This is a genomic window from Pseudomonas congelans (assembly GCF_900103225.1).
Lineage (GTDB): Bacteria > Pseudomonadota > Gammaproteobacteria > Pseudomonadales > Pseudomonadaceae > Aquipseudomonas > Aquipseudomonas congelans.
This window is the reverse complement of the sequence record NZ_FNJH01000002.1, coordinates 159,101-180,649: the sequence shown is the minus strand read 5'-3', so window position 1 is coordinate 180,649 and position 21,549 is coordinate 159,101. Positions and strand designations below refer to the sequence as shown.

Genomic DNA, 21,549 nt, shown 5'->3' with positions numbered 1-21,549 from the left:
AAAACTAAACAAAATTAGTCAACCTGTATTTTTAGATAACTAAATATTTTGTCCGTGAGCAAACGTCGAGCACAAAAAAACCCGCGTTTGGCGGGCTTATCTGACGCTGTAGTGGGGCGCTATTTCGCTGCCTTGATGTCGGCAATGATTCGCTTGGAGATCGCTTCCAGCTGCTTCTCTGTCATCGCCGAAAAGACACCTTCCCAAGCAGTGGACTTAGTATCGTAGGATCTCAAGCCCATCCGCCGGCCGCTCTCCATATCGATGAACTCGACCTTAGAGTTCACCCAAGCATTGCCTGTCATTGAGCCAACTGTGTAACGGGCGCCGGAGGTGATGTAGCGAAAGGTAGAAACATCCACTTTCAACAGAACGCCCGGGCGGGGCGCCGGATCTTGTTTGACGACCAGAAGGTCGTAGCCTTCCGCAGCCGCCTCGGTCTTCAGCGACTGCGACCAGGTGGACTGAAGCAACGGCCAGTCTTTGTGGGCCAGCACCTTTTCGCTGCCGTCGAACTCCACGGCGATATTGTGCTTTGCGGCCTGACTGGCGCTCATCGTGCCAAGGCCGCCGCGCTCTACAGTAGCGGCGCAGCCTGTCAGTAGGGCTGTGAAAATCAGTCCGGCTACGGTTAATGCTTTCGACATTCTTTACATCCTTGCGAGTGGTGATCCTTTACTAGAGCGTTCCCGTCATACGCACGGCAACACCAATAATTCTGCAGTCGTCCGAGCATTTGATCATTGAATACCCTGGGTTCAGGGGCTTCAGATAAAGCTGACCCGCATCGTCTATCAGCTTTTTGAAGGTCGCTTCATTGCTGCTGGGGAGCTTGGCAACGACTAGTTTCCCAGGCCTTGCCTCAATGCCTGGATCAACCAATATCAGCATTCCCTCGGGAACACTCATGCCGGTGGGCGCCGTCATTGAGTCGCCAGCTACTTCAAGCCAGAAAGCACGACCTTTGGCCTTGTAGTCACTGATCTCATAACGGTCCACTAATCCGGTTTCAATAGCCTCACTCCAGGCGCCGGCGGCTACCGAGCTGACGACAGGGTAGCGATATATGCCTGTTGGGCGGTCAATCTCGCCAACGTTCGATGGCTCGGTACCGCGCATGGGTGAGTCCTGCATATCACCCTTGCCGGTCTCCAGCCACTGGGGCGAGCACTGCAAAGCCTTGGCCAGCTCCATGAGATTAGATCCGGTCGCGCCGTTGGTGCCGTTGCGCCAAAACGTGATGGTTGCTTTTGACACACCAATCCTCGCGCTGAGCTCTGTAGCGCTCAGCTTTAGGTCGGTCATGCGTGCCCGAAGGCGATCTTTAAATTCCATATTTAGGATTCTAAACTCTTCGATGTTTAGATAACTTGCCTTGAGCTGTTAAGATCTCTAAACTCGAGTGAAGACACTGGAGAATCACGATGACCTATGACGAAGCGCTGAAATATTTCGGCACCGGCCGCGCAATCGGCGATGCCCTTGCCGTGACCAGCAGCCGGGTTTCTCAGTGCCGTACTGCGGGCGGGTTCTCCTACCCAATGCAATGCGTACTTGAGAAGGAATCGAGCGGAGCCTTGGTAGCCAGGCGCGAAGACGATCCAGCAAGCGCCTCACGAACGACTGCCGCTTAAATCCGCTAATCAGCTGCGGAAAGTAGTGGCGTGACGGCAATTATCCGCTCAGGCGGGAAGGGCAGGTAGTACAGCGGATGGGCTGTTGATTCATCCAGTACCAAATTTCAGGCAAAAAAAAGCCGGTGGCTAGACCGGCTTCTTCACAACTTGACGAGACAGATTATGCACATCAGACCTGAGCAAGGCAACACAGGCAGAACGATTGGAGTAGCACTGTGAGCGTTCAAGCAATGTCGTGGGCGCTACAGATCCCGCGCGTGACCCTTTCCGATTCCAGCGCCCGGCATGTGCTTCTATGTCTGGCCAACTACGCCGGTACTGACGGACGCGGGGCGTTCCCGTCCGCCACCACTCTGAGCGAAGACACTGGCCTTTCTGAGCGCACAGTTCGCTCCAAGCTTGAGCTGTTGAGGGCGTCTGAACTGATCGTTCCAGGCAATCAGGCGCTGGCCGCCGTGTACATCGAACGTCATGACCGACGCCCAGTCGTCTATGACTTGCCTATAAAGCGGGGTGCAAATCCTGCACCCCGCACTGAACGGGGTGCAGATGACGGCACGGGGTGCAAACCACAGCAGAGCGGGGTGCAGAATTCGACCGAACGGGGTGCGAAATCTGCACCCAATACGTCACTTAACCATCAATTAACCGAACAGCAGCAGCCGCGCGAGGTTTCGGACGTGATCGCTGATCAGGACAAGCAGGCCCTGGAATCGACCGATGATCGTCAGCGCTTCGCAATGTTCGCCGACTGGGCACCGGACAGCCGTTACCTGATCGCCCAGGCTCAGATTGCTGGCGTCAAGCCGACCGATATCCCTGATGCGGTGATCAAGGGTTTCATGGGGTGGTTCGTTGCCAAGCCCAGCACAGTGGACACTGCGGCTGGCTGGTGCCACCGCCTTGTGGTCTGGTTCGTGAAGGAACGCGCTTCGGCCATGACGACCGGGGCCGGCCATGACGAAATCGAAGACGACAGCACCGACTGGATGCGGCAGGTGCCGAAATGAGGGCTGTATCGAGCATTGCCCAATCGGCGGTATCCGTTGTTCGAACTCGGGTTTCGACTGATTCCGACAACGAGTCGGCCCACCAGGCCCAATCCGAGGCTGTCGGCCAGATCATCAACGAACTTTTTCGGGAGCTGCGCACCATTCGCACAGCTTGGCGGCAGGCCTGGCCCGACAAAGCAGCCTACCAGGCTGCCAAGGCAGTTTGGGTCCGCGCTCTTTTCGAGGGCGGAGTCTGTACGCAAGAGCAGATCGATATGGGTCTGGCCCGCTGCCGCGCCGAAGAAACTGATTTTATCCCGAGTCCTGGCAAGTTCATTGGCATGTGCATGCCGACGCCTGAAATGGTTGGCCTGCCGGCCGTTGAAACAGCTTACGAGCAGGCCATGCGCAACTGCCACCCAGCTATGCGCGGCCGAGAGAAATGGTTTCACCCAGCCGTGTACCACGCGACTGCTGCCGCCGGTTTTCACAGTCTTCCGTTACTCAGCCGTGAGCTGGGGCTGGCCAGCTTTGGAAAACGCTATCAGGTTCAGGCTTGCCGCGTATGGCGTGGCGAAGACCTGGGCCCCATCCCTCTGGCGGAAATTTCGGAGGATTCATCGAAAAGTGCGCCGGAAGTTGGCAATTGCGCGTTGGCAGAACTGCGCGCCAAACGCGGTGGAGGTCCACGATGAGCAAACTCACCAAGGCAGCGCGCGACCGCGAATGTCAGATCCGTTACCCAGGTTGCTCGAGCGAATCCTCGACCACGGTGCTGGCCCATTACCGTCTCGCTGGTACTTGCGGCATGGGCATCAAGCCAAACGACCTGCAGGCCGCTTGGGCTTGTGCGTACTGCCACGACATCGCCGATGGCCGCCTGCGAGCTCCGGCGGTGCTGAGCCGTAACGAAGTCCGCCTGTTCCACGCCGAGGGGGTAATGCGCACCCAGGACGCGCTGATTCGCGAAGGGAAGGTGTCACCGTGAAGCCCGCCGAAATGACGTTGTTCAAACTGAAGCGCACCCGCGCCAAGTCCGTCGACCGTGAAGGCCTGGAGCAGGCCGCATTGCTGCGCGAGCTCAAGCTGCGTATGCCCTTGGTGGCGGCGCTGATCTATCACGTTCCCAACGGTGGCCACCGGCACAAGCTGGTTGCGATCAAGCTGAAAGAGCAGGGCGTGCGCGCCGGTGTACCCGATCTGGTGCTGCCGATGGCACGCGGCGGGTACTTCGGCCTGTACATCGAATTCAAGGCCACCCCGCCGAACGATGCCGCTGTCTCGGGCAGCCAGTACGAGTGGATACGTCAGCTCAACCTGCAAGGCTATCTGGCGATTGTCTGCCGTGGTCATTTCGACGCGATGGAGCAAATCCGCGCTTACCTCCGACTTCCTCAGACCACGGTGGCAGCATGAATCATCAATTCAAGCCGGGCGACCTGGCGCTGATCGTCGGGGCGCACATGACTCCGGACAACGTCGGCAGGGTATGCGAGTTGGTAGAGTTTTTGGCTCAAGAGCAAATCAGTACATGGCGAGAGCCCCACCACGGCATGGTTATCCAGAACGGTGATGTTCATGCCGCTTGGGTTGTAATCGGCGCTGGCCTCGCATCGTGCTTTGGCTTGAGTGGTTGGGCGCTGGTTGATCAAACCCACCTGATGCCGCTGCGCGACGACTTCGTCCCAGAGCAGCAAAAAGCCAATGCGACGGAGCCAGCATGACTGCCGCCGTGCGCATCACCGACGCTGAAATCAAGCGCCAGGCCGCTGGCACCGAGCGTGACCTGCGCGACGTGGAGAACCGTGGCCTGTACCTGCGCTTCACCCGGGACCGTGCACGTGCGTCGTGGTACTTGGTCAGCAAGGGCAAATGGAACCTCGTCGGTAGTTTCCCCGATCTGTCGGCCAAGCAGGTCGTTGCGGCACTGCCTGCCATCCGCTTGCGCCTCGATGCCGGTGCCGGTTCTAACCTGTCGAAGTGGGTCACGACTGGCGAGCTGCTGGATTGGTATGCCGACCGCATGGCGCGCGACCGCAGCCTTTCCGAGAAGCGCAAGAAGACCGGCGCGTCGCTGATCAAGTGCCACCTCAAGCCGCGTCTGGGCGACCTGCCGCTGACCGGTATCGACAAGGCCAGCCTGGATGATCAGTTCATGTGGCCAGCGCAGGAGACCATCGGCATCGACTACGTGCGGTCGGCGTTCCAGCTGCTGGCCCTGGCATTCCGGCAGGCGTTCAAACTGCGATTGATCGCAACCAACCCGATGAAGGACATCAAGTTCAGCGACTTCTCGAAAGCCAAGGTCGGCATCAAGCCGTCCCGGCTTCGCGGCACCCAGCTGCAGGACCTGATCGCACACCTTCTGACCGTGCTCGAGGACGAACCGGCTGACGGCCTGCTGGCGCTGATGATGCTCTGCCACGGCACCCGCATCGGCGAGACGCGGCAGGCGCGCTGGTCGCACATCAGCCTGGCAGAGCGTGAGTGGTTCATCCCGGCCGAGAACACCAAGACCGGTGTCGAGCATCACCTGCCACTGACAGACCAGGTGCGCAACCTGCTGATCAGCTATCGGGACATTCAGTTGGCTGACGGGTACAGAGGACAGTTCCTGTTTCCGTCCCGCAGCGGCAACGCACTGAGCGAGGGCCAGGCCAGCGCCGTGTTTACCCGGCTGGGGCAGGGCGAGTGGACGAGTCACGACCTGCGCAAGGTCGCGCGCACCGGCTGGGCAGACATCGGCATCGACCACCTGATCGGCGAGCTGCTGATCAATCACGCGATGGGCCACAACGTGAAGGTGTACATCCAGTCGGACGTGATGAGCCGCAAGCGCGATGCCCTTGAGAAGTGGCACGCGCATCTAGATTCAAAGGGCCTGAACCGCATTCAGACATTGACCGGCTTTAGATCGGGAGATTCTGGTAACGGGCTACAGACCACGGAACATAAGGGCTGTGACCCTATTCAAGAATCAACCATAGGCGAGGTTTAAAAATGACCGAATCGACCACGAAGGTGCGGTTTTTTGGCCACGAAGCACTCCTTGTCCATGGGGCTCGGACCTCTAACGGTCATCAAATCTATGAGGTGGGTGGTAAGCGGTGCTGGGCGAGCGCAGTGATGGGCTTGATGGATCAGCGCGGTGATCCCGTTCCTGGCCCATACACTTGCGTCGTCTTCTCCCAAGTCGAAGAGGTCCCGGCCAAATGAGGAAGAGTCACGGCCCAGCATTCCGTGCCGCCCGACTGGACCTGGCCCAGTGCCCGGCCTGCCGGGGTCGGGCAGTGATCAAGGGTGTTTTCCACGATCTGGCCTGCGTGCAGTGCAATGCCTCGGGCTGGGTCGCCGCCGAAACAGGTGACGCGCTGCCGCTGGAAGTGCTGGTGACGCAGCTGAGCATGCGCCTGCAGGCCGCTAGCCGGCAGATCGAACAATTGAAGCGCCCGGCCCAGATGACTGGGCCTGCCGCCATTTACCAACAGAACAACCGCCGCGGTGCCGGTGGATCGAATTACACAGGGGACTGACCATGATGACTCGCAATACGCTGCACCGCCCGCTGGGTGAGACTGAAAACATGCTCGAGCAGTGGGGGTACTGGCGGATGGATGGTATGGGCGTGCCCAGCTACGCGTCGCCCACGCTCGCCCTGATGCGGGATGCCATGCCGATGCCAGGTAAGTCGTATGTGATCACGGACGAGCTTGCCGGCCTTGTTGACGCGGCCGTTGCCGGTCTGTGCGCTCGTCACCAGCAGATGGGCGATATGGTGTGGTTCTACTACGGCGCCAAGTGGCCAGCGATCCGAGTTGGTCGCCACTTCGCAATGAGCGAAGGCAAGGCCCGTGAGCTGATCAAGGCCGGTGCAGCCTGGGTGGACTGTTATTTGGAAGGTGTTCGAGCAGCGGCGTCAAAAAGAGTTGTCCATATGGAATAGCTCTGTTTTCATGGCACGGTGTTCAGCTGTTCCAGCGCGGCACCTCAATCAAAAGCCCGGCCACCAAGTCGGGCTTCTTGTTTTATAAATTAAGGTGTATACCTGGCCTTCAACTATATGGCTAGGAGCCACTAATGTCGGATATTGAACAGGATTCATCACCCTCATCTAGCGACGACAAATTTTTTGATTCGCCAGAAGTCATGAGGACGCAATGGGAGGGGCGTAAGACAGACTGGCTGCTTCAGTGGTTTGTGAAGTTTATCAGCGACACTTCTACATCTGTTGGTATGACTTTGACGGTTGGCGGTTCTCAGATTTCGGGAAACCTCATAAGTCATGAGCTTTATTTCGAAAAGCTGGCGACCGGATTCTCGGAGGGTTTCCGAAAGTTTGAAGGCGTGAATGTCTCGGAGGTTAAAGACTTGATCCTGAGTTTTAATCGACCTGTTGCTTCTGAGACTGAGAAAAAAGATCAAGCGTTTCAGTATTTGCACCTTTCTGACGTAACAGTGATATCTGGGGATAGACCTATAAACATCCAAAACGGTCTTTGGCGTGGAAAGATTGCAGCTGTTGAGGGTTTTATTCTAGGAAGCTCGTCTACTTCGTGATCCACGAATGAGCACCATCAAATTCATTCATGCAGATGAATGCGCAGGCTAAGGCGTAAAGGTCAAGGGCTTTGCCCTAGCGAAATCGAAGTCCCAATGGATGATGGTGCAACTCCATCAACCCGAATGCCGGAGATCAGCACCGGCCATCTGCAACCATCCAAGGCTCGCCATATCGGCGGGCCTTTTTCATTTCTGGAGAAACGATGGACCCGACCGACCTCGGCCCAGGCACCGCCACCTGGCTGGGCGGCACGGGCACAATCCTGCTGGGCGGCTTCCTGTGGCTGAGGAAATTCCTCTCCAGGGATGCGACCGACCGCGCCATGGACAACGCCGATATAGGCACGGTCCGCAGGCTGAACGAACTGCTCGACTCGGAGCGCATTGCGCGCAAAGAGGCTGAGGCCAGAGCCGACCAGTTCGCCAAAGAGCGTAACGAGCTCGCTGCCGCAGTCGGCCGGATGGAAGGGAAGGTCGAAGCCCTCACCGGCCATGTTGCTCAGCTTACCGAGAAGGTGACCAGCCAAAGCGCTGAGATCGCTCGTCTGCGTGCACAGCTTGGAGGTATCAACTGATGGAAAGATGCGTTAGAGACTTCATCGCCCGGCACTGGTGGCGTCGCTTGGAAGTGTGGGTGATTGCCTCGCTGCTCGTGACTGGCTCTTTCGCGCTGGGCTTCGGTGCTTCGCAATGGTCGCTTGCCAGCTGGTATAGCTCCCAGGTTGCCGAAGTGCGCCGTGGCTATGACGAGGCCACTGTCCAGCGCGACATGCGCCTGAACAAGTTGGCCAAGACCGCGACCGATGCAGCCGTAAAGGTTGAGGGTGCAGCAGGGAAGGCCACGGAAGCGGCAGAGGTGGCCAGCAAGGCCGCTGACAAGGTCAACGAGGCGGTAGAGCGGCAGACGCCTTAAAGCGCCACATGCTGGAGTAACACATGGCACGACTCAAGACGCTGGGCAACCGAGTAGCTACTCAAGGCGACCGGGTAAGCACCGCGCCTCCAGCTACATGGCGAGCGGGCAAGACCACGGCTAACCAGCGAGGTTACAACTACGCATGGCAGAAAGCGCGTTTGGTCCATCTGGGCGCCTACCCGCTGTGCGTCTACTGCGACCGAGCTGGGCTAGTCGTCGCTGCGTCGGTAGTCGACCACATCATCGCCCACAACGGTGATCAGACCCTGTTCTGGGCACGATCCAACTGGCAATCCCTCTGCAAGACCTGCCACGACAGCGTGAAACAGCGCGAAGAGGCGAAAAATCGGTCGTTTTGACCGGTTTTGACGTGATTTGCACGGTTTTGGTGCGAAATCAGGCGTTTTGGAGGGGGGGGTCAAAAATATAGGGTTTTTCGATCACTAGACCGCCCTCGACCGCACGTACAGATTTTTTCCCGCTCAGGATTTTTTGTTAATGGCCCTCACCCCTAAAAAACGCGCATTTGTCGATGCGGTCAGGGGAGGTGCGTCCAATAAAGATGCAGCCATAGCCGCAGGATACGCGGCGTCCAGCGCTGCACAGGCGGGTGCGAGGCTGGCGAAAGACCCGTTCGTGATTGAGGCTTTAACAGGCCTGGCAGTTAACAAAAAAGTTAACAAATTTGTTAAAGGCAGCTCCCCAGCAGCGGCGTCACCCGCGGCACCTGTCGGCGAGCATGGCCAGGCTGGAGAACAGCCCGACGAGGCTTTCGATCTGTCGAAGGCTTTGCGCTTCTCCGACCCGAAAGACTTCCTGCTGGCAACGATGAATGACTTCGCGGCCGAGGCCAAGCTGCGGGTAGACGCAGCTAAGGCGCTCATGCCGTTCATTCACCCGCGTAAAGGGGAGAGCGGTAAGAAGGAGACGGCGAAGGACAAGGCCGCCGGCGCCGCTCAGGGTAGGTTCAGCGTGCGTAAAGGCCCGCTCTCGGTGGTGAAATGATGGAGTGGTCGACGTCCTGCACAGACTGGGAGCAGCGCATCGTCGCTCGCCAAAGCCTGATTCCTTTCGAGCCTCTGTTCCCGGATCAAGCAGCTGAGGCGCTGAATGTCTTTGGCGACCTGCGCATGGTGGATGCTACCGGCAGCCCTCTGATGTGCGAGACAGTCCGGCCGTGGGTGAATGAATTTGTCGCCGCGATATTCGGCGCATACGACCCGTACAGTGGTCGTCGGATGATCAGCGAATTCATGCTGCTGATCAGCAAGAAGAACGGCAAGTCGACCATTGCCGCCGGCATTATGCTGACTGCTCTGGTGTTGAACTGGCGCACCTCTGGCGAGTTCATCATCCTGGCGCCGACCAAGGAAATTGCAGACAACTCCTACATCCCTATACGGGACATGGTGAAGGCCGACGAAGAGCTATCGGCCTTGCTCAAGGTGCAGGATCACTTGCGCACCGTTACACACATGCAGACCGGCGCGACCCTCAAGGTTGTGGCAGCCGACAGCGAGACGGTATCAGGCAAGAAAGCCATCGGCGTATTCATCGACGAACTCTGGGTATTCGGCAAACGAGCCAATGCAGAGGCCATGCTCCGCGAAGCTACTGGCGGCCTGGCCTCGAGGCCCGAGGGGTTCATTATCTGGGCTACGACCCAGTCCGATGCACCGCCTGCTGGCGTGTTCCGGCAGAAGCTGCTTTACGCACGCCAGGTGCGCGACGGTCTTATAGTCGATAAGTCGTTCTTGCCAGTGCTCTACGAATTCCCGAAACACATGATCGACGCGGGCGACCACCGAGACGTCAAACACGCGTATATCACCAACCCGAATCTGGGGCTGTCGGTAGACGAGCCGTTCATTGAACGCGGCTTCACCCAGGCGCAGATCGACGGCGAAGAGTCGTTCCGTGGTTTTCTCGCCAAACACTTGAACGTCGAGATCGGTTTGGCGCTGCGCTCTGATCGATGGGCCGGTGCTGAGTTTTGGGAAGTGCAGGCCAAGCTGCCCGGCCTGACGCTGGACGATCTGATCGAGCGCTGCGAAGTGATCGATATCGGCATCGACGGCGGCGGTCTGGATGACCTGCTTGGGTTTGCGGCAATTGGACGTGACAAGCAAACGCGCCAGTGGCTGTTGTGGACGCATGCCTGGGCTCACCCGTCGGTGCTTGAGCGCCGTAAGGGCGAGGCGCCACGTCTTCATGACTTCGCCAAAGAGTGCCATCTCACCATGGTTCAAGTCATCGGCGATGACCTTGAAGAAGTCGCGGACCTCGCAGCCCGCGTCGAAAAGGCCGGCCTGCTGGATCAGGTTGGCGTCGACCCAGCCGGCATTGGTGGTGTGCTTGATGCGCTTGTCGCCGCGGGCGTACCGCAGGACAAGATCATTGGTATCTCGCAGGGCTGGAAGCTGGGCGGTGCGATCAAGACCACCGAGCGCAAGCTGGCCGAGGGCGGCCTGATCCACGGTGGCCAACCCATGATGGCCTGGTGCTGCGGCAATGCCAGGGTCGAGCCGCGTGGTAACTCGATCCTCATCACCAAGCAGGCTTCAGGCTCGGCCAAGATCGACCCGCTCATGGCCACCTTCAACGCGGTATCCCTTATGTCACTCAACCCCGAAGGTAAAGGCGGGATGGATGACTACCTGAATAATGGTTTCTTCGGACTTGTAGGCTGACTATGTCATTTCGTTGGTACAACCCACTGACGTGGCGTTTCTTTGGCTACACCGATCCGTTGACCGGTGACTACGTCGAAGTCGATCTTGAGATAGGCGGTAAGCGCACCAAGGCTGGCGTACGCATCACGTCCAAAAACGCGCTGAGCATCGGAATTGTCTGGTCTTGCGTGAAGATTCTGTGCGAATCGGTGTCCGGGCTGCCGCTCAAACTGTATGACGACCAAGACGGCAAGCGTGTGTTGGTCCCGTACAAGGACCGGGCAGCAAGGGTGCTGCGTAAGCCCAATCCCTACATGACGCGGCTGAACTTCCTGAAAGCGGCCGTCGTGAACATGGCGTTGCGGGGTAACAGCTACAACCTGATCGAGCGCGCGGCGAACGGCGATCCGATAGCGTTTCTGCCAGTGCCGTTTGACTCGGTTGAGGTCAATACAGACGGCGACCTGATTTATTTCGTGACCCTGGCTGGCGAGCGGTTTCCGGTGTCGCCCGAGAACATGCTGCATTTCAAGCTGTTCAGCATTGACGGCATCGTTGGGCTGTCACCAATCGAGTATCAGGCCGAAACGATGGGGCTGGCCAAGGCCGCGCAGGACTGGTCGGCGCACTTCATGCGCAAGGGCGGATTCACTGGCGGCTATGTGATCTACGAGCAGTTCCTGACCAAGGAACAGCAGGCGCAGGTCATGGAGAAATTCCCCGATGTTCGTAAAGGTGATGCAGCTGACATCGGCAAGATGGCGATTTTGCAGGGCAACCCCAAGATCATACCGGCGGGCCTCAGTCAGAAGGACAGCCAGTTCATTGAGTCTCAGCAGTTTCAGGAAGAGGCGCTGGCAGGTGTGTGGGGCGTTCCGCTCTATCTGGCCAACCGGGCCGGTAAAACCTCAATTATGGGTTCGAATCTGGAGCAGCAAACCAGCGGCTTTGTAACCTTCGGCCTAAAGCCCTACCTCGATGCCATCGAGGACGAGCTCAACGACAAGTTGTTTGCAGGCACGACTCGCTTTGTCGAGTTCATCGTGGAAGGCCTGCTGCGCGCTGACAGCGCTGGTCGATCGGCTTACTACACAGCGGCTCTTGGTGGCTCCGGCGGCTCTGGCTGGATGGCGATCAACGAAGTCCGCGAAAAAGAAAATCTGCCCCCGCTATTGGGCGATCAATACAACCAGGTCACCCGATGGGAGATGCAGACCAATGCTGACAAAAATTGAAGTTCCCTTCGAGGTAAAGGCCGTTGATGACGCCGGTAACTTCGAAGGTTACGCCTCGGTGTTCAACAACGTGGATCTGGGCGATGACGTGATTCTGCCGGGCGCTTTCACCAAGGTGAAGGCAACGCGCGGAGGGCGCTTGAAGCTGGCACTGTTTCACGACCTGACTCGCCTGGTTGGGTCTGCCGAGTTCACCCAGGACGCCCACGGCCTGTTCCTGAAAGGCAGGATCAACCTTGCCGTCAGCTATGCCCGTGATGCCTACGAGCTGATGAAGGAGGGCACGCTGGACAGCATGTCCATTGGCTTCAACACGCTGCTGTCGAGTTACGAAGAGCGTGCAGGCCGCCAGATTCGCATCATCAAGGAGGCTGAACTGTGGGAAGCCTCAATCGTCCCGTTCGGCATGAATCCCGAGGCGACCATTACCGACGTGAAGTCGGATATCAGACTTTTTGAAAAGGCCCTGCGTGAACGTATGGGCCTTTCGCAAAAGGAGGCGGCTGCGGTCGCCTCGCTCGGCTATACCGCCGTCCACCGTGATGGTGGTGCAGCGGACACGGTGATCGTGGATGAGCTGAAAGCAATCTCCCAACTGTTCATTACCCAATTTGGAGTTCAGCCATGACCGCTGACGTAAAAGAAATTCGCGAATCCCTCGAAAAGCAACTCAAAGAGGGCTTCGGTAACCTGCAAGTGAAGTACGACGCCGTTTCTGGCGAGCTGGAAAAAGGCAACGCTGTGGCTGGAGATCTGAAAAAGCAGATCGAAAACCAGAAAGGTGAGCTGGAGCGCATCATAGAGCAGGTGCAAATTATCGAAGAGAAGGGCATCAAGCTGCGTGGCCAGGGCGGCGAAAAGAAAGGCTTTATCGATTTCGTCAAAGGCAATGACGATTTCAAGGCCATGAGCTCGCGAAAGCAGGATAAGGCTGAAATCGAGATCATCAAGTCCGACATGGCGTCGATGACTGAAATGAAAGTCACCAGCTCCGGCCTGGTGGTCCCTCAGTACGATCCGATTATCCAGGACGTGCCCCGCCAGAACCTGCTGATTCGCGACCTGATCCCGAGCACTCCAGTAGACGGAAATTCTTACAGCTACTTCGTCGAGAACGTCCACACCCGGGGCGCTGGCATGGTTGCTGAAGGCGGTGTGAAGCCCACCAGCAACGTGACGTTCACCCAAAAGACCGACACCATCAAGAAGATGGCGGTTTGGATGCCGATCACCGACGAAGCGCTGGACGATGTGCCGCAGCTGTATTCCTACATTCAGGAACTGCTGCGCTACGACCTGAAGCTGGAAGAAGAAGGGCAGATCCTCAAAGGCGACGGTCAAGACAACAATCTCAACGGCGTCATGACCCAGGCAAGAGCATTTGACGCTGCTCTGTCCAAGACTGGCGACACGGCAATCGACACCGTGCGCCGCGCGATCTACCAAGTCCGCAAGCAGTCCAAGCGCGCCGCAGATGCCGTGGTCATGACCGACCTCGACTGGATGAACATCGAGCTGCAGAAGGATGCGGAAAACCGCTACCTGTTCGCCAACCTGCAAGGCCTGGTCACTCCAATCCTTTGGGGTCGTCCGGTGGTTGCTTCGGACAGCATGGACGAGGGCGATGGCGACACCACAGGTGGCGAGTTCCTGACCGGCTCGTTCGCCCAGGGCGCGCGCATCTATGACCGCATGGCGTTCACCGTAAAGGTCGGCATGATCAATGATGACTTCGTGCGCAACCAACGCGTCGTACTCGTCGAAGAGCGTCTGGGTTTGGCGGTCCGCCGTCCATACGCCTTCGTCAAAGGTCGCTTCGCGGCCAAGTAAGCAGCATTTCATTCACAAGGGCCTAACGGCCCTTTTTTTATGGATAACGAATATGAAAATTCGAGCGCTGTGGGGCTTTAAGGGCGTCCAGGCAGAGTTGAAAAACGCCACGGGCCAGGCCCGCGCTGGCGAAGAGTTCGACGTGAGCGACGAATACGGGCACACACTGGTGGGCAAAGGGTTGGCTGCGGAGGTTGACGGCAAAACTGCTCCCAAGACCACCAAGCAGGCCAAGCCCGAAGAGAACAAGTAAATGATCGACCTGGCGCTGGTGAAGATACAGCTCAAGGTGGACGGCGAAGAGGAAGACAGGCTCATTGCTGGCTACGTCGAGGCGGCCAAGTCTCACGTCGCCATGCACTGTGACCGGGAGCTGGTCGAGGGAGATCCGGCCGGCCCAGAGCAGATGGGTTTTACCCCGGATGTCGAGCAGGCCGTACTGCTGTTGGTCGGCCACTGGTACGTCAACCGCGAGGCCGTCGTTATTGGTGGCGCGCCTGCTGAGGTGCAATTGGCCTTTGAGCGACTGCTTTGGTACAGGAAGCGATTCTAATGAGAGCAGGCCCAATGCGGCACCGTCCTACGCTCTACAAGCCTGAGCGGGTCAAGAATCGAACCGGTGGTTTTGACGACACCTGGATCGAGTCCGGCAAGCTCTGGGCGGAGTTCACCTTGCCAACTGGCCGCATCGAAGCCATTGCTGAAAAGCTTTCTGCGGTGGTTACCGCAGAAGTCCGGGTCAGGCCACGGCCGGACCTGATTGCAGGCTGCCGCCTGGTGAACAGAGGCGTCACCTATCTGATTGTGGCTGCACTGCCAGACAACGAGCTTTCAATGCTCCGTCTGCTCTGCACCAATGTCCCCAACCCTTGAGGAAATCCCATGAACGTTAGAGCACTTGCCAACATCTCCGGCGCCGTAGGCGAGCGGACTACAGGCGATGAATTCACCGTGGACGCTGCTACGGCAAAGTCTCTGATTGAGCGAGGCCTGGTCGAAGAGGTCAAGAACACCCCGGCGCCGAAAGCCGACAAGGCAAAGGAGTAACCCATGGCGCGCCGGTCCCGTATGTCCGGTGACTTCAAGCTACGCCGGACGCTGCGCAACATTCATCAGAACGTGGATAACGAGCTGCGCCCGACCATGCAGGAGGCCGCCAACAAGATCCTGGCCACCATGAAGTCGACCATCCCTCGGGACACTGGCGAAGCGGCTGGCGCCCTGAAGGCGTTTGTCTCCAAAAGTGGCTTGGATGCGCAGATCGGCATTCGTGGCAAAAAGGACAACCGTCGATTCTTTTACCTGCGGTTCCTGGAATATGGCACCAAAGGCTACGACGGGGCAAAGCGCGCGGGCAACCGAAGCCGCTCGGTCAAGAATAAGTCGGACGGCTCCACTTTTTTCGGCAAGTACCCGAGCATACCTGCGCTGCCGGCTCATCCCTGGTTGCGGCCTTCGTTGGACGTGAACCGGGAGGTGGTGCTGGCAGACATCCGCGCTGCCGTGAATCGAACGCTGAAGAAGGCCAGTCAGGGAGGAAGCGATGGCTGATCCGTCCGTTGCCCTGCAGGTCGCACTTTTCGAGCGGCTACAGGCCGAGGTGTCATGCCCCATTTACGATGGTGCACCGCTGGACACGCCTATGCCGTATGTATCCATCGACCGCGAAATCTCGACCAACACCAGTCCTATCGCCGGGCGCAAGCGTCAGCAGCGCCTGCTCTACCTGACCGTCTGGTCGGATGCTCACGGCCAGGCCGAGGTCAAGCGCATCAACGCTGAGGTAACCGCCGCGCTGGATGAGCGCCCCCTGCCGCTGGAAGTTGGCAGGGCGGTGTCTGTCCGCGTAGAGCGCGCGGATTCACAGCGTGATGCAGACGGCGTCACGTACATGGGCGCTATCACGGTCCGCGTCATCACCACTCACTGATTCAACATCTGCCGCTTCGCGGCTTTATCCAATGTGCCTTTTGGAGGAATTTCCATGGCCGACGACAATTTGAACACCGCTGCAGGCTGCCGACTTAGCCTCGGCACCAAAACCGGCGCCGATACCGAAGCCGATTACAAACAGGACGTTTACGTCGAGCTCGGCGAAATCGAAGACCTGGGCGAGTTTGGCGACACCTTCAGTTCGGTGACCTTCACGTCGCTGAAGGATGGCCGCGTGCGCAAGTACAAGGGCACTGCTGACGCTGGCGACATGACGCTGACTGTCGGCCTGGACAACGGCGACGCGGGTCAAAAGGCCGTGAAGGTTGCCCACAAGGACCGCTCCAAGGGCGATTACAACATCAAGGTCACGCTGAACGACGGTGACGCGACAGCAACGCCTGCCGTGCTGCCGACCACCTTCTACTTCCGCGTGAAGGTGATGAACAACACCGTTGCGCCTGGCGCAGCTGACAACGTTGTGCGCCGCAACATCACCATGGGCATCAACTCCGATGTCATCGAAATTGCTGCCGGCCCTGCCGCCTGATCGGGTGAACCATGAGCAAGACATTGCACGGCAACATCGATCTTGTCATTGGCGGGACCACTTATCAATTGCGGCCAACCCTGGCTGCCGTCCGTTCTATCGAGGCGCGTTTCGGCGGACTTCGAGGCGCAGCCAGCGCGCTGCATCAGGTCAGCGTGGACGGTGCCGCGCTGATCATCGCTGCCGGTGCCAACCTGACTGAAAAGCAGACGGAAGGCTTGGCAGAGGCGGTATGGCAGGCGGGCGTAGCAGACATGACCCCGCAGCTGAACGATTACCTGGCAGCCCTGTACAACCCGCGCGGCGGTGAGCCGGGAAAGGAGCAGCCGACGGAGTCAGCGCCGTAGAGGCGGGGAGCTACGTCGATCGGCTTTACGCGGTGGCCACCGGCTGGCTCGGTTGGTCACCGCAAGTGGCGTGGCATACCTCGCTGCCCGAACTGTTCCTCGCCATGGACGCGAAGATCGAGTGGGCGCGCATGACCAGCCCCTTCCCCAGCAGCACCCAGTCCAGCCCCCAATCCAAACCCAAGCCGGCGACCGTCGCGCAGAAGCTGCGTATGGCGCTCACCGGCAAGGGCAGCACATAACGTTTTTCCGGAGTTCTACACGTGGCCGATACCGACGTCCAAGGCATGCTGGTTCGCATCGAAGCCACAACGGCGCAGTTGCGCCAGGAGTTGACCCGCTCGGAAGGCTCGGTGTCGAGCACCGCTCATAACATCGATCAAAGCCTGGGTCGGATCGACAACGCTTTCGACCGAGTGAACGCCAGCGCCCAGACCGTGGGCCGTGCGGTCACATCAGCATTCGATCAGATCGGCGCCGGTAACCTGGCCGCTGCTGGTTCGATCGCTGGGTTGGTGGCGCTGACGACCAGCACCATCGATTACGCGAAAGAGGTCAAGAACCTTTCCGCGCTATCGAACACCACGGTCGAAGACTTCCAGCGCATGGCCTTTGGTGCAAAAACTGTCGGCGTTGAGCAGGACAAACTGGGCGACATCCTGAAAGACACCAACGACCGCGTCGGCGAATTCCTGCAGCGCGGCGGCGGCGAGATGTCTGATTTCTTCAAAGAAATCGCGCCGAAGATCGGGGTAACTGCTGGCCAGTTCGCCAATCTGTCCGGGCCACAGGCCTTGCAGCTTTACTACACCTCGCTCGAAAAGGCCGGTCTGAATCAGCAGCAGATGACGACCTACATGGAGGCGATGGCCGACGAAACCACGGCATTGATTCCGCTGCTGCGCAATAACGGCAAAGGGTTCAAGGAGTGGGGGGATCAGGCCGATCGCGCGGGCTCGGTTATCTCAGAGTTTAACGTCAACCGTCTTGTCGCTGCGGGGCAGGCTATTTCCGGGTTGAAAGCGACCTTCTCCGGGGCGGCCAACCAAATCACCATCGGCCTGCTGCCAGGTATAGAGAGCATCACCAAGTCTCTGCAGGGCCTGAGCGACAACGGCGGCGCTCAGCGCCTGGGCGAGACGATCAGTTTTCTGGCCGAGAACGTGGATGTACTGGTCGCAGCGCTGGGCGGCAAGATGGCGGCGGCTTTTGCCAAGTTCGCCATCGATGCGGTGGCATCGTCTGCGGCGGCTACAAAGGCGACTCTCACCAACATCGCCACCACCAAGGCCTCGGCTATCGCCAAGGCCGAGGAAACGGCGGCGTCGGCAGCGTCCGCTGCGGCCAAACTGCGTGAATCAGTCGCAGCGTACTCGGCAGCTCAGGCGTTGGAAGCGGAGACAATCGCGCGGCTCGCCCAGGTGCAAGCAGCGCGTCAGGCGCTCGCCTATCAGGCCCGCCTGGCCGTTGGCACTGCGGAAGAGGCGCGCTACACCGCCGCGCTGGCGGCAATGGACGCTGAGCTGGCGGCAGCCAAGACGGCGGCCACCGCTGCCACTCAGCGCCTGGCTATCGCTACTGCGGCGTCTTCGTCTGCCATGGCGCGCGACACGGCGGCCACCGTCGCCAACGCGGCAGCACAGGCTCAGGCCGCAGCGGCCAAGAACGTGCTGGCGCGGGCGAGCTCGTCCCTGCTGGCGCTGCTGGGTGGACCGGCCGGGATCGCGGCACTGGCGATCGGCGTCGGCGTGGCGTTCCTGGCTATGGGGTCCAATGCCCAGACCGCCCGCACGGACGTGAACGATCTGAAGCGGTCGGTCGAGGAGGTGCGCAAGGAGTTCGCTCAGCTCACCCGCGACCAGCAGCAGGGCGCACTGGTGCGTATCTCCGAGCAGCAACGAGACTCGGCAAACGAAGCGGCGGACGCGTTCGAGGGCCTGCGCACTTCGATGCAGCGTGCGCTCATCGGGCCGCGCTCCAGCGAAGCGGGCGGCAAACAGTTCGCTGCGTTGGCGAGCAGCATGGACGAAGCCAGGAAGGCGGGACAACCGCTGTCCGACACGATTCTCAAGGTCGGCCAGCAGCTGGGCATTCCTCAGAAGCAGCTGGACGGCTGGGTCAAACAGTCCGAAGCCGTCAGCACGCTCGACGTTAATACCAACCTGCTGGCGGCCCGTCAGGAGTTGTACACCAAGCAGCTTGACGGCAGCACGAAGAGCACGAAGGACAAGAACGAAGCCGATATCGCCGCCGACAACGCCGGCAAGAATTATCAGCAGACCCTCGACAAGCAGATCCATGCGCTCAAGGACAAAACGAAGCTCGAGGAAGCCGACCGGTTCATTACCGAGAACAAGATTGATCCGCAGGGCGCGCTCGCTAAGCAGATCCGTGACACCGCCAAGGCCTACGACGCCCAGAAGGACGCGGACAAGTCTGCGACGGAGTCAGCGCAGAAACATAAAGAGGCCCAGAACAAGCTTGAGCAGCAGCTCAAGACCGCTGCTGATGCCTATGCCAAGCTCAAGGAGAGCTTCGATCCGGTCAGTGCGGCGGCAGATGAACAGTCGAAAAAAACCGATGAACTTCGGCTGCTTTACAAGGCCGGGAAGATTTCTACGGAAGAGTACGGCAAAGGCCTGCAATGGCTGAAACAGCAGTATGACCAGACCGTGGCGTCCGCCGACGGTATGGCTGCAGCGATGAAGTACGAGGCTGACCTGCAGCGGCAGCTCGCTATTGCTACCGCGTCTTACCAGCAGACGGCCTCAGCAGTCGGCATGGGTAGCAAAGAGGCTGAGCGGGCACAGGCTCGTTTGTCGCTGGAACAGGACACTAACAACAAGGTACTGGCGTTGCGTGAAGCTCTGGCAACTGCCACGACGGACAAGCAGCGTCAGGATCTGGAAAGACAGATCGCCTTGACTCAGCAATACGGCGCTAAGACCGCCCAAGCGATGCAGGACGGCTGGAAAAAGGTGGATCAGGCGCAAGGTGATTGGACCAACGGTGCTAAAGCAGCGTGGCAGAACTACCGGGACGAAGTTGCCAATATCGCCGGACAAACCCAGTCGCTGATTTCTGACGCGTTCGACGGCGCCGAGGATGTTCTGACCGAGTTCGTCAAAACCGGAAAGCTGTCTTTCAAAAGCCTGGCTGACTCCATCGTCGATGACTTGATCCGCATCCAGGTGCGCAAGGCGCTGGTCGGCGCCGTGTCATCTTTTGCCAGCAGTGGCCTGGGATCAGGTATCGCCTCGGTGTTTCAGGCTGATGGCGGTGTCTGGGATCGAGGCGTGCAGAAGTTCGCCAAGGGCGCCGCCTTCACCAACTCCATCGTCAACACCCCGACGCTTTTCGGTATGGCGGGCGGTAAGACTGGCATGGCGGGCGAGGCCGGGCCGGAGGCGATCATGCCCCTAACGCGCGCTGCCGACGGCTCGCTGGGCGTCCGCATGGTAGGTGGTGATGCAGGTGGCGGCAGTACCGCGACGACTTCGACCGCGCTGGGAAGCGTTACCCAGCACTTCACCTTCCAGGGCAACGCTGACGCCGTATCGAGAGCCGAGGTTCGGCGCGCAGCCCAGGAGGGCGCACAGGCGGCATATCAAATGGTGCTTAACGATTTCAAAACCAACGGGCCAGCCCGGCAACTGATCAACGGCTGATTACCAGCATAAGGAGGCGTCATGGCGCTTGATTGGCCTGAATCGCTTGAGCCATCGCAAACAACATGGGGTGTCACGTACAACAACCGCGCATTCACTTCCATTCTGTCGAACTCCCAACAAATCCTTGGCTACCCCGGCGCGTACTGGATATGCACGATGACCTTCGGCGTGCTGTTTGATGAGGACGAGCGCCAGCTCACCTCGCTGATCGGGAAGCTGCAGGGCATGTATGGGACTGTGAATATCCCCGCTATCACCCGTACCCGAGTCGACGATATTGGTGCTGCGGTAGTGGTGTCAGGTTTTTCCCAAGCCACGTTTATGACCATTGGCGGCGTGATACCCAGCGCCAAAGTGTTTTCGATGGGGGACTACATCACGGTTGGCGGTGAGATGTTCGAGGTGATAGATGATGCCAGTTCGACAGCGGAGGGCCGGGTGCAAGTTTCGCTCAACAAGCGCATCCGAAAAACGCTGACCGTGGGCGCACACGTTGAATATCGCAATCCCTACTCGGAGATGCGCCGCTTAGACGACACCCACCAGGTGGTTCAGGATCCCTTGGTATCCAACAGCGCTTTGCAATTCAGGGAGGCGTTCTAATGCCCTCAGCATTTCCTTTCAGTCAGCGTGTGGTGGATATCATCGCCACTGGCAAATTCATGCCGGTCTACGCCGTGCAGCTGGACTTCGCCGACGGCATGGTTTTCGCTCACACCGGAACCGGTGAGCTGGTCGTCGACGGTATCACCTACGAAGGCGTGGGCAATTTCGGTCAGGTCAGCCAGTCGAAAGAGAGTGACAACTCAGGCTCGCCCATGTCGGTGGATCTGACCCTGAGCGGGCTGGACTCCTACATCCTTTCCGAAACCAACGTGCGCGGTTGCCGGGGCCGAATGGCCAAGGTCATCTTCGTGGTGTTCGACGAGGCCGGTAACTACGCCGCCGACATCCTGTTTTCCGGGCGCATGGACGCCGCCAAATTCTCGTTCGCAGGGAATGGCCAGGAAGGCAACACCATAACCGTCCCGGTCATCGACCGCATGGCCGAATGGAGCCGGACCGGCACTGAGCGCTGGACGGATGAAAACCACCGCGCCCGGCACCAGGGCGACCGGTTCTTCTACGCAATCGCGCAAATGTCCGAATGGCCCATCTACTGGGGGTCTGCCAAGGATGCGCCGACCTTCAACTACGGTAGTTAGCT

General features: G+C 59.0%; 32 protein-coding genes. 30 read left to right on the top strand and 2 right to left on the bottom strand.

All coding sequences use genetic code 11. The annotated features are described in order from the left end of the window. Positions 1 to 119: 119 nt before the first annotated feature. Positions 120 to 647: a DUF4410 domain-containing protein gene (locus BLR20_RS07665; RefSeq protein ID WP_032623788.1), complete on the bottom strand. Its 528-nt coding sequence runs from the start codon at positions 645 to 647 to the stop codon at positions 120 to 122. Positions 648 to 678: 31 nt separating this feature from the next. Then, positions 679 to 1,335: a LexA family protein gene (locus tag BLR20_RS07660; protein WP_054994503.1), complete on the bottom strand. Its 657-nt coding sequence runs from the start codon at positions 1,333 to 1,335 to the stop codon at positions 679 to 681. Between the two features lie 89 nt (positions 1,336 to 1,424). Here BLR20_RS07660 and BLR20_RS07655 point away from each other — a divergent pair, with 89 nt between their 5' ends. From BLR20_RS07655 to BLR20_RS07510, 30 genes are all read left to right on the top strand, one after another. Beyond that, the gene (locus BLR20_RS07655) at positions 1,425 to 1,634 is read left to right on the top strand and encodes a hypothetical protein (protein ID WP_024420198.1); all 210 of its coding nucleotides are present in this window, start codon (positions 1,425 to 1,427) and stop codon (positions 1,632 to 1,634) included. Positions 1,635 to 1,867: 233 nt separating this feature from the next. Then, positions 1,868 to 2,647, top strand: coding sequence for a helix-turn-helix domain-containing protein (locus tag BLR20_RS07650; RefSeq protein ID WP_054994504.1), 780 nt, complete (start codon positions 1,868 to 1,870; stop codon positions 2,645 to 2,647). After that, on the top strand, positions 2,644 to 3,324 hold the full coding sequence (locus BLR20_RS07645; protein WP_054994505.1) for a replication protein P: 681 nt from the start codon (positions 2,644 to 2,646) through the stop codon (positions 3,322 to 3,324). The genes BLR20_RS07650 and BLR20_RS07645 overlap by 4 nt, the downstream gene beginning before the upstream one ends. After that, on the top strand, positions 3,321 to 3,617 hold the full coding sequence (locus BLR20_RS07640) for a DUF1364 domain-containing protein (RefSeq protein WP_024420202.1): 297 nt from the start codon (positions 3,321 to 3,323) through the stop codon (positions 3,615 to 3,617). The genes BLR20_RS07645 and BLR20_RS07640 overlap by 4 nt, the downstream gene beginning before the upstream one ends. Next, entirely contained in the window at positions 3,614 to 4,045 is a 432-nt protein-coding gene (locus tag BLR20_RS07635; RefSeq protein WP_054994506.1) for a VRR-NUC domain-containing protein, read from the top strand. Before BLR20_RS07640 ends, BLR20_RS07635 begins: the two co-directional genes overlap by 4 nt. Next, positions 4,042 to 4,353: an ACT domain-containing protein gene (locus tag BLR20_RS07630; RefSeq protein WP_054994507.1), complete on the top strand. Its 312-nt coding sequence runs from the start codon at positions 4,042 to 4,044 to the stop codon at positions 4,351 to 4,353. The genes BLR20_RS07635 and BLR20_RS07630 overlap by 4 nt, the downstream gene beginning before the upstream one ends. After that, positions 4,350 to 5,627 (top strand): tyrosine-type recombinase/integrase, encoded by a 1,278-nt coding sequence (locus tag BLR20_RS07625; protein ID WP_054994508.1) that lies wholly within the window; start codon positions 4,350 to 4,352, stop codon positions 5,625 to 5,627. The genes BLR20_RS07630 and BLR20_RS07625 overlap by 4 nt, the downstream gene beginning before the upstream one ends. 214 nt (positions 5,628 to 5,841) lie before the next feature. Next, complete coding sequence (locus BLR20_RS07615) at positions 5,842 to 6,162, top strand: hypothetical protein (protein ID WP_054994510.1); 321 nt, start codon at positions 5,842 to 5,844, stop codon at positions 6,160 to 6,162. Positions 6,163 to 6,164: 2 nt separating this feature from the next. Next, positions 6,165 to 6,572 (top strand): antitermination protein Q, encoded by a 408-nt coding sequence (locus tag BLR20_RS07610; RefSeq protein ID WP_054994511.1) that lies wholly within the window; start codon positions 6,165 to 6,167, stop codon positions 6,570 to 6,572. Between the two features lie 134 nt (positions 6,573 to 6,706). Continuing rightward, positions 6,707 to 7,186 (top strand): hypothetical protein, encoded by a 480-nt coding sequence (locus BLR20_RS07605; protein ID WP_054994512.1) that lies wholly within the window; start codon positions 6,707 to 6,709, stop codon positions 7,184 to 7,186. Positions 7,187 to 7,392: 206 nt separating this feature from the next. Next, a complete protein-coding gene (locus BLR20_RS07600; RefSeq protein ID WP_046719593.1) occupies positions 7,393 to 7,764 on the top strand; it encodes a hypothetical protein in 372 nt (123 codons plus the stop codon). After that, positions 7,764 to 8,102, top strand: a complete 339-nt coding sequence (locus tag BLR20_RS07595) for a hypothetical protein (RefSeq protein WP_054994513.1) — start codon at positions 7,764 to 7,766, stop codon at positions 8,100 to 8,102. The genes BLR20_RS07600 and BLR20_RS07595 overlap by 1 nt, the downstream gene beginning before the upstream one ends. Positions 8,103 to 8,125: 23 nt before the next feature. Next, on the top strand, positions 8,126 to 8,464 hold the full coding sequence (locus tag BLR20_RS07590) for an HNH endonuclease signature motif containing protein (protein WP_054994514.1): 339 nt from the start codon (positions 8,126 to 8,128) through the stop codon (positions 8,462 to 8,464). Positions 8,465 to 8,603: 139 nt separating this feature from the next. After that, positions 8,604 to 9,110 carry a terminase gene (locus BLR20_RS07585; protein ID WP_054994515.1) on the top strand — a complete coding sequence of 169 codons (507 nt, stop codon included), beginning with the start codon at positions 8,604 to 8,606 and terminating at the stop codon, positions 9,108 to 9,110. Next, positions 9,107 to 10,795, top strand: a complete 1,689-nt coding sequence (locus BLR20_RS07580) for a terminase large subunit (protein WP_054994516.1) — start codon at positions 9,107 to 9,109, stop codon at positions 10,793 to 10,795. Before BLR20_RS07585 ends, BLR20_RS07580 begins: the two co-directional genes overlap by 4 nt. A gap of 2 nt (positions 10,796 to 10,797) precedes the next feature. Further along, the gene (locus BLR20_RS07575; protein ID WP_003418884.1) at positions 10,798 to 12,012 is read left to right on the top strand and encodes a phage portal protein; all 1,215 of its coding nucleotides are present in this window, start codon (positions 10,798 to 10,800) and stop codon (positions 12,010 to 12,012) included. Then, the gene (locus BLR20_RS07570; protein ID WP_054994517.1) at positions 11,996 to 12,640 is read left to right on the top strand and encodes an HK97 family phage prohead protease; all 645 of its coding nucleotides are present in this window, start codon (positions 11,996 to 11,998) and stop codon (positions 12,638 to 12,640) included. Before BLR20_RS07575 ends, BLR20_RS07570 begins: the two co-directional genes overlap by 17 nt. Continuing rightward, positions 12,637 to 13,842 carry a phage major capsid protein gene (locus tag BLR20_RS07565; protein ID WP_054994518.1) on the top strand — a complete coding sequence of 402 codons (1,206 nt, stop codon included), beginning with the start codon at positions 12,637 to 12,639 and terminating at the stop codon, positions 13,840 to 13,842. Before BLR20_RS07570 ends, BLR20_RS07565 begins: the two co-directional genes overlap by 4 nt. Positions 13,843 to 13,894: 52 nt before the next feature. Then, positions 13,895 to 14,095 (top strand): hypothetical protein, encoded by a 201-nt coding sequence (locus BLR20_RS07560; protein WP_054994519.1) that lies wholly within the window; start codon positions 13,895 to 13,897, stop codon positions 14,093 to 14,095. Then, complete coding sequence (locus tag BLR20_RS07555) at positions 14,096 to 14,395, top strand: head-tail connector protein (RefSeq protein WP_054994520.1); 300 nt, start codon at positions 14,096 to 14,098, stop codon at positions 14,393 to 14,395. Next, entirely contained in the window at positions 14,395 to 14,715 is a 321-nt protein-coding gene (locus tag BLR20_RS07550; RefSeq protein ID WP_054994521.1) for a head-tail adaptor protein, read from the top strand. The genes BLR20_RS07555 and BLR20_RS07550 overlap by 1 nt, the downstream gene beginning before the upstream one ends. A 9-nt stretch (positions 14,716 to 14,724) precedes the next feature. Next, a complete protein-coding gene (locus BLR20_RS27735; RefSeq protein ID WP_162832608.1) occupies positions 14,725 to 14,889 on the top strand; it encodes a hypothetical protein in 165 nt (54 codons plus the stop codon). Positions 14,890 to 14,892: 3 nt separating this feature from the next. Beyond that, positions 14,893 to 15,393 carry an HK97-gp10 family putative phage morphogenesis protein gene (locus BLR20_RS07545; protein ID WP_054994522.1) on the top strand — a complete coding sequence of 167 codons (501 nt, stop codon included), beginning with the start codon at positions 14,893 to 14,895 and terminating at the stop codon, positions 15,391 to 15,393. Further along, positions 15,386 to 15,772 carry a DUF3168 domain-containing protein gene (locus BLR20_RS07540; RefSeq protein WP_003313676.1) on the top strand — a complete coding sequence of 129 codons (387 nt, stop codon included), beginning with the start codon at positions 15,386 to 15,388 and terminating at the stop codon, positions 15,770 to 15,772. Before BLR20_RS07545 ends, BLR20_RS07540 begins: the two co-directional genes overlap by 8 nt. Before the next feature lie 54 nt (positions 15,773 to 15,826). Then, positions 15,827 to 16,324 carry a hypothetical protein gene (locus tag BLR20_RS07535; RefSeq protein ID WP_054994523.1) on the top strand — a complete coding sequence of 166 codons (498 nt, stop codon included), beginning with the start codon at positions 15,827 to 15,829 and terminating at the stop codon, positions 16,322 to 16,324. Positions 16,325 to 16,335: 11 nt separating this feature from the next. Continuing rightward, positions 16,336 to 16,671, top strand: coding sequence for a hypothetical protein (locus tag BLR20_RS07530; RefSeq protein ID WP_024670827.1), 336 nt, complete (start codon positions 16,336 to 16,338; stop codon positions 16,669 to 16,671). A gap of 32 nt (positions 16,672 to 16,703) precedes the next feature. Further along, a complete protein-coding gene (locus tag BLR20_RS07525) occupies positions 16,704 to 16,913 on the top strand; it encodes a hypothetical protein (RefSeq protein ID WP_004408598.1) in 210 nt (69 codons plus the stop codon). Positions 16,914 to 16,934: 21 nt separating this feature from the next. Beyond that, positions 16,935 to 20,339 (top strand): phage tail tape measure protein, encoded by a 3,405-nt coding sequence (locus BLR20_RS07520; RefSeq protein WP_054994524.1) that lies wholly within the window; start codon positions 16,935 to 16,937, stop codon positions 20,337 to 20,339. A gap of 21 nt (positions 20,340 to 20,360) precedes the next feature. Beyond that, positions 20,361 to 20,945: a hypothetical protein gene (locus BLR20_RS07515; RefSeq protein ID WP_054994525.1), complete on the top strand. Its 585-nt coding sequence runs from the start codon at positions 20,361 to 20,363 to the stop codon at positions 20,943 to 20,945. Next, positions 20,945 to 21,547: a hypothetical protein gene (locus tag BLR20_RS07510; RefSeq protein ID WP_003313670.1), complete on the top strand. Its 603-nt coding sequence runs from the start codon at positions 20,945 to 20,947 to the stop codon at positions 21,545 to 21,547. Before BLR20_RS07515 ends, BLR20_RS07510 begins: the two co-directional genes overlap by 1 nt. Positions 21,548 to 21,549 lie beyond the last annotated feature (2 nt).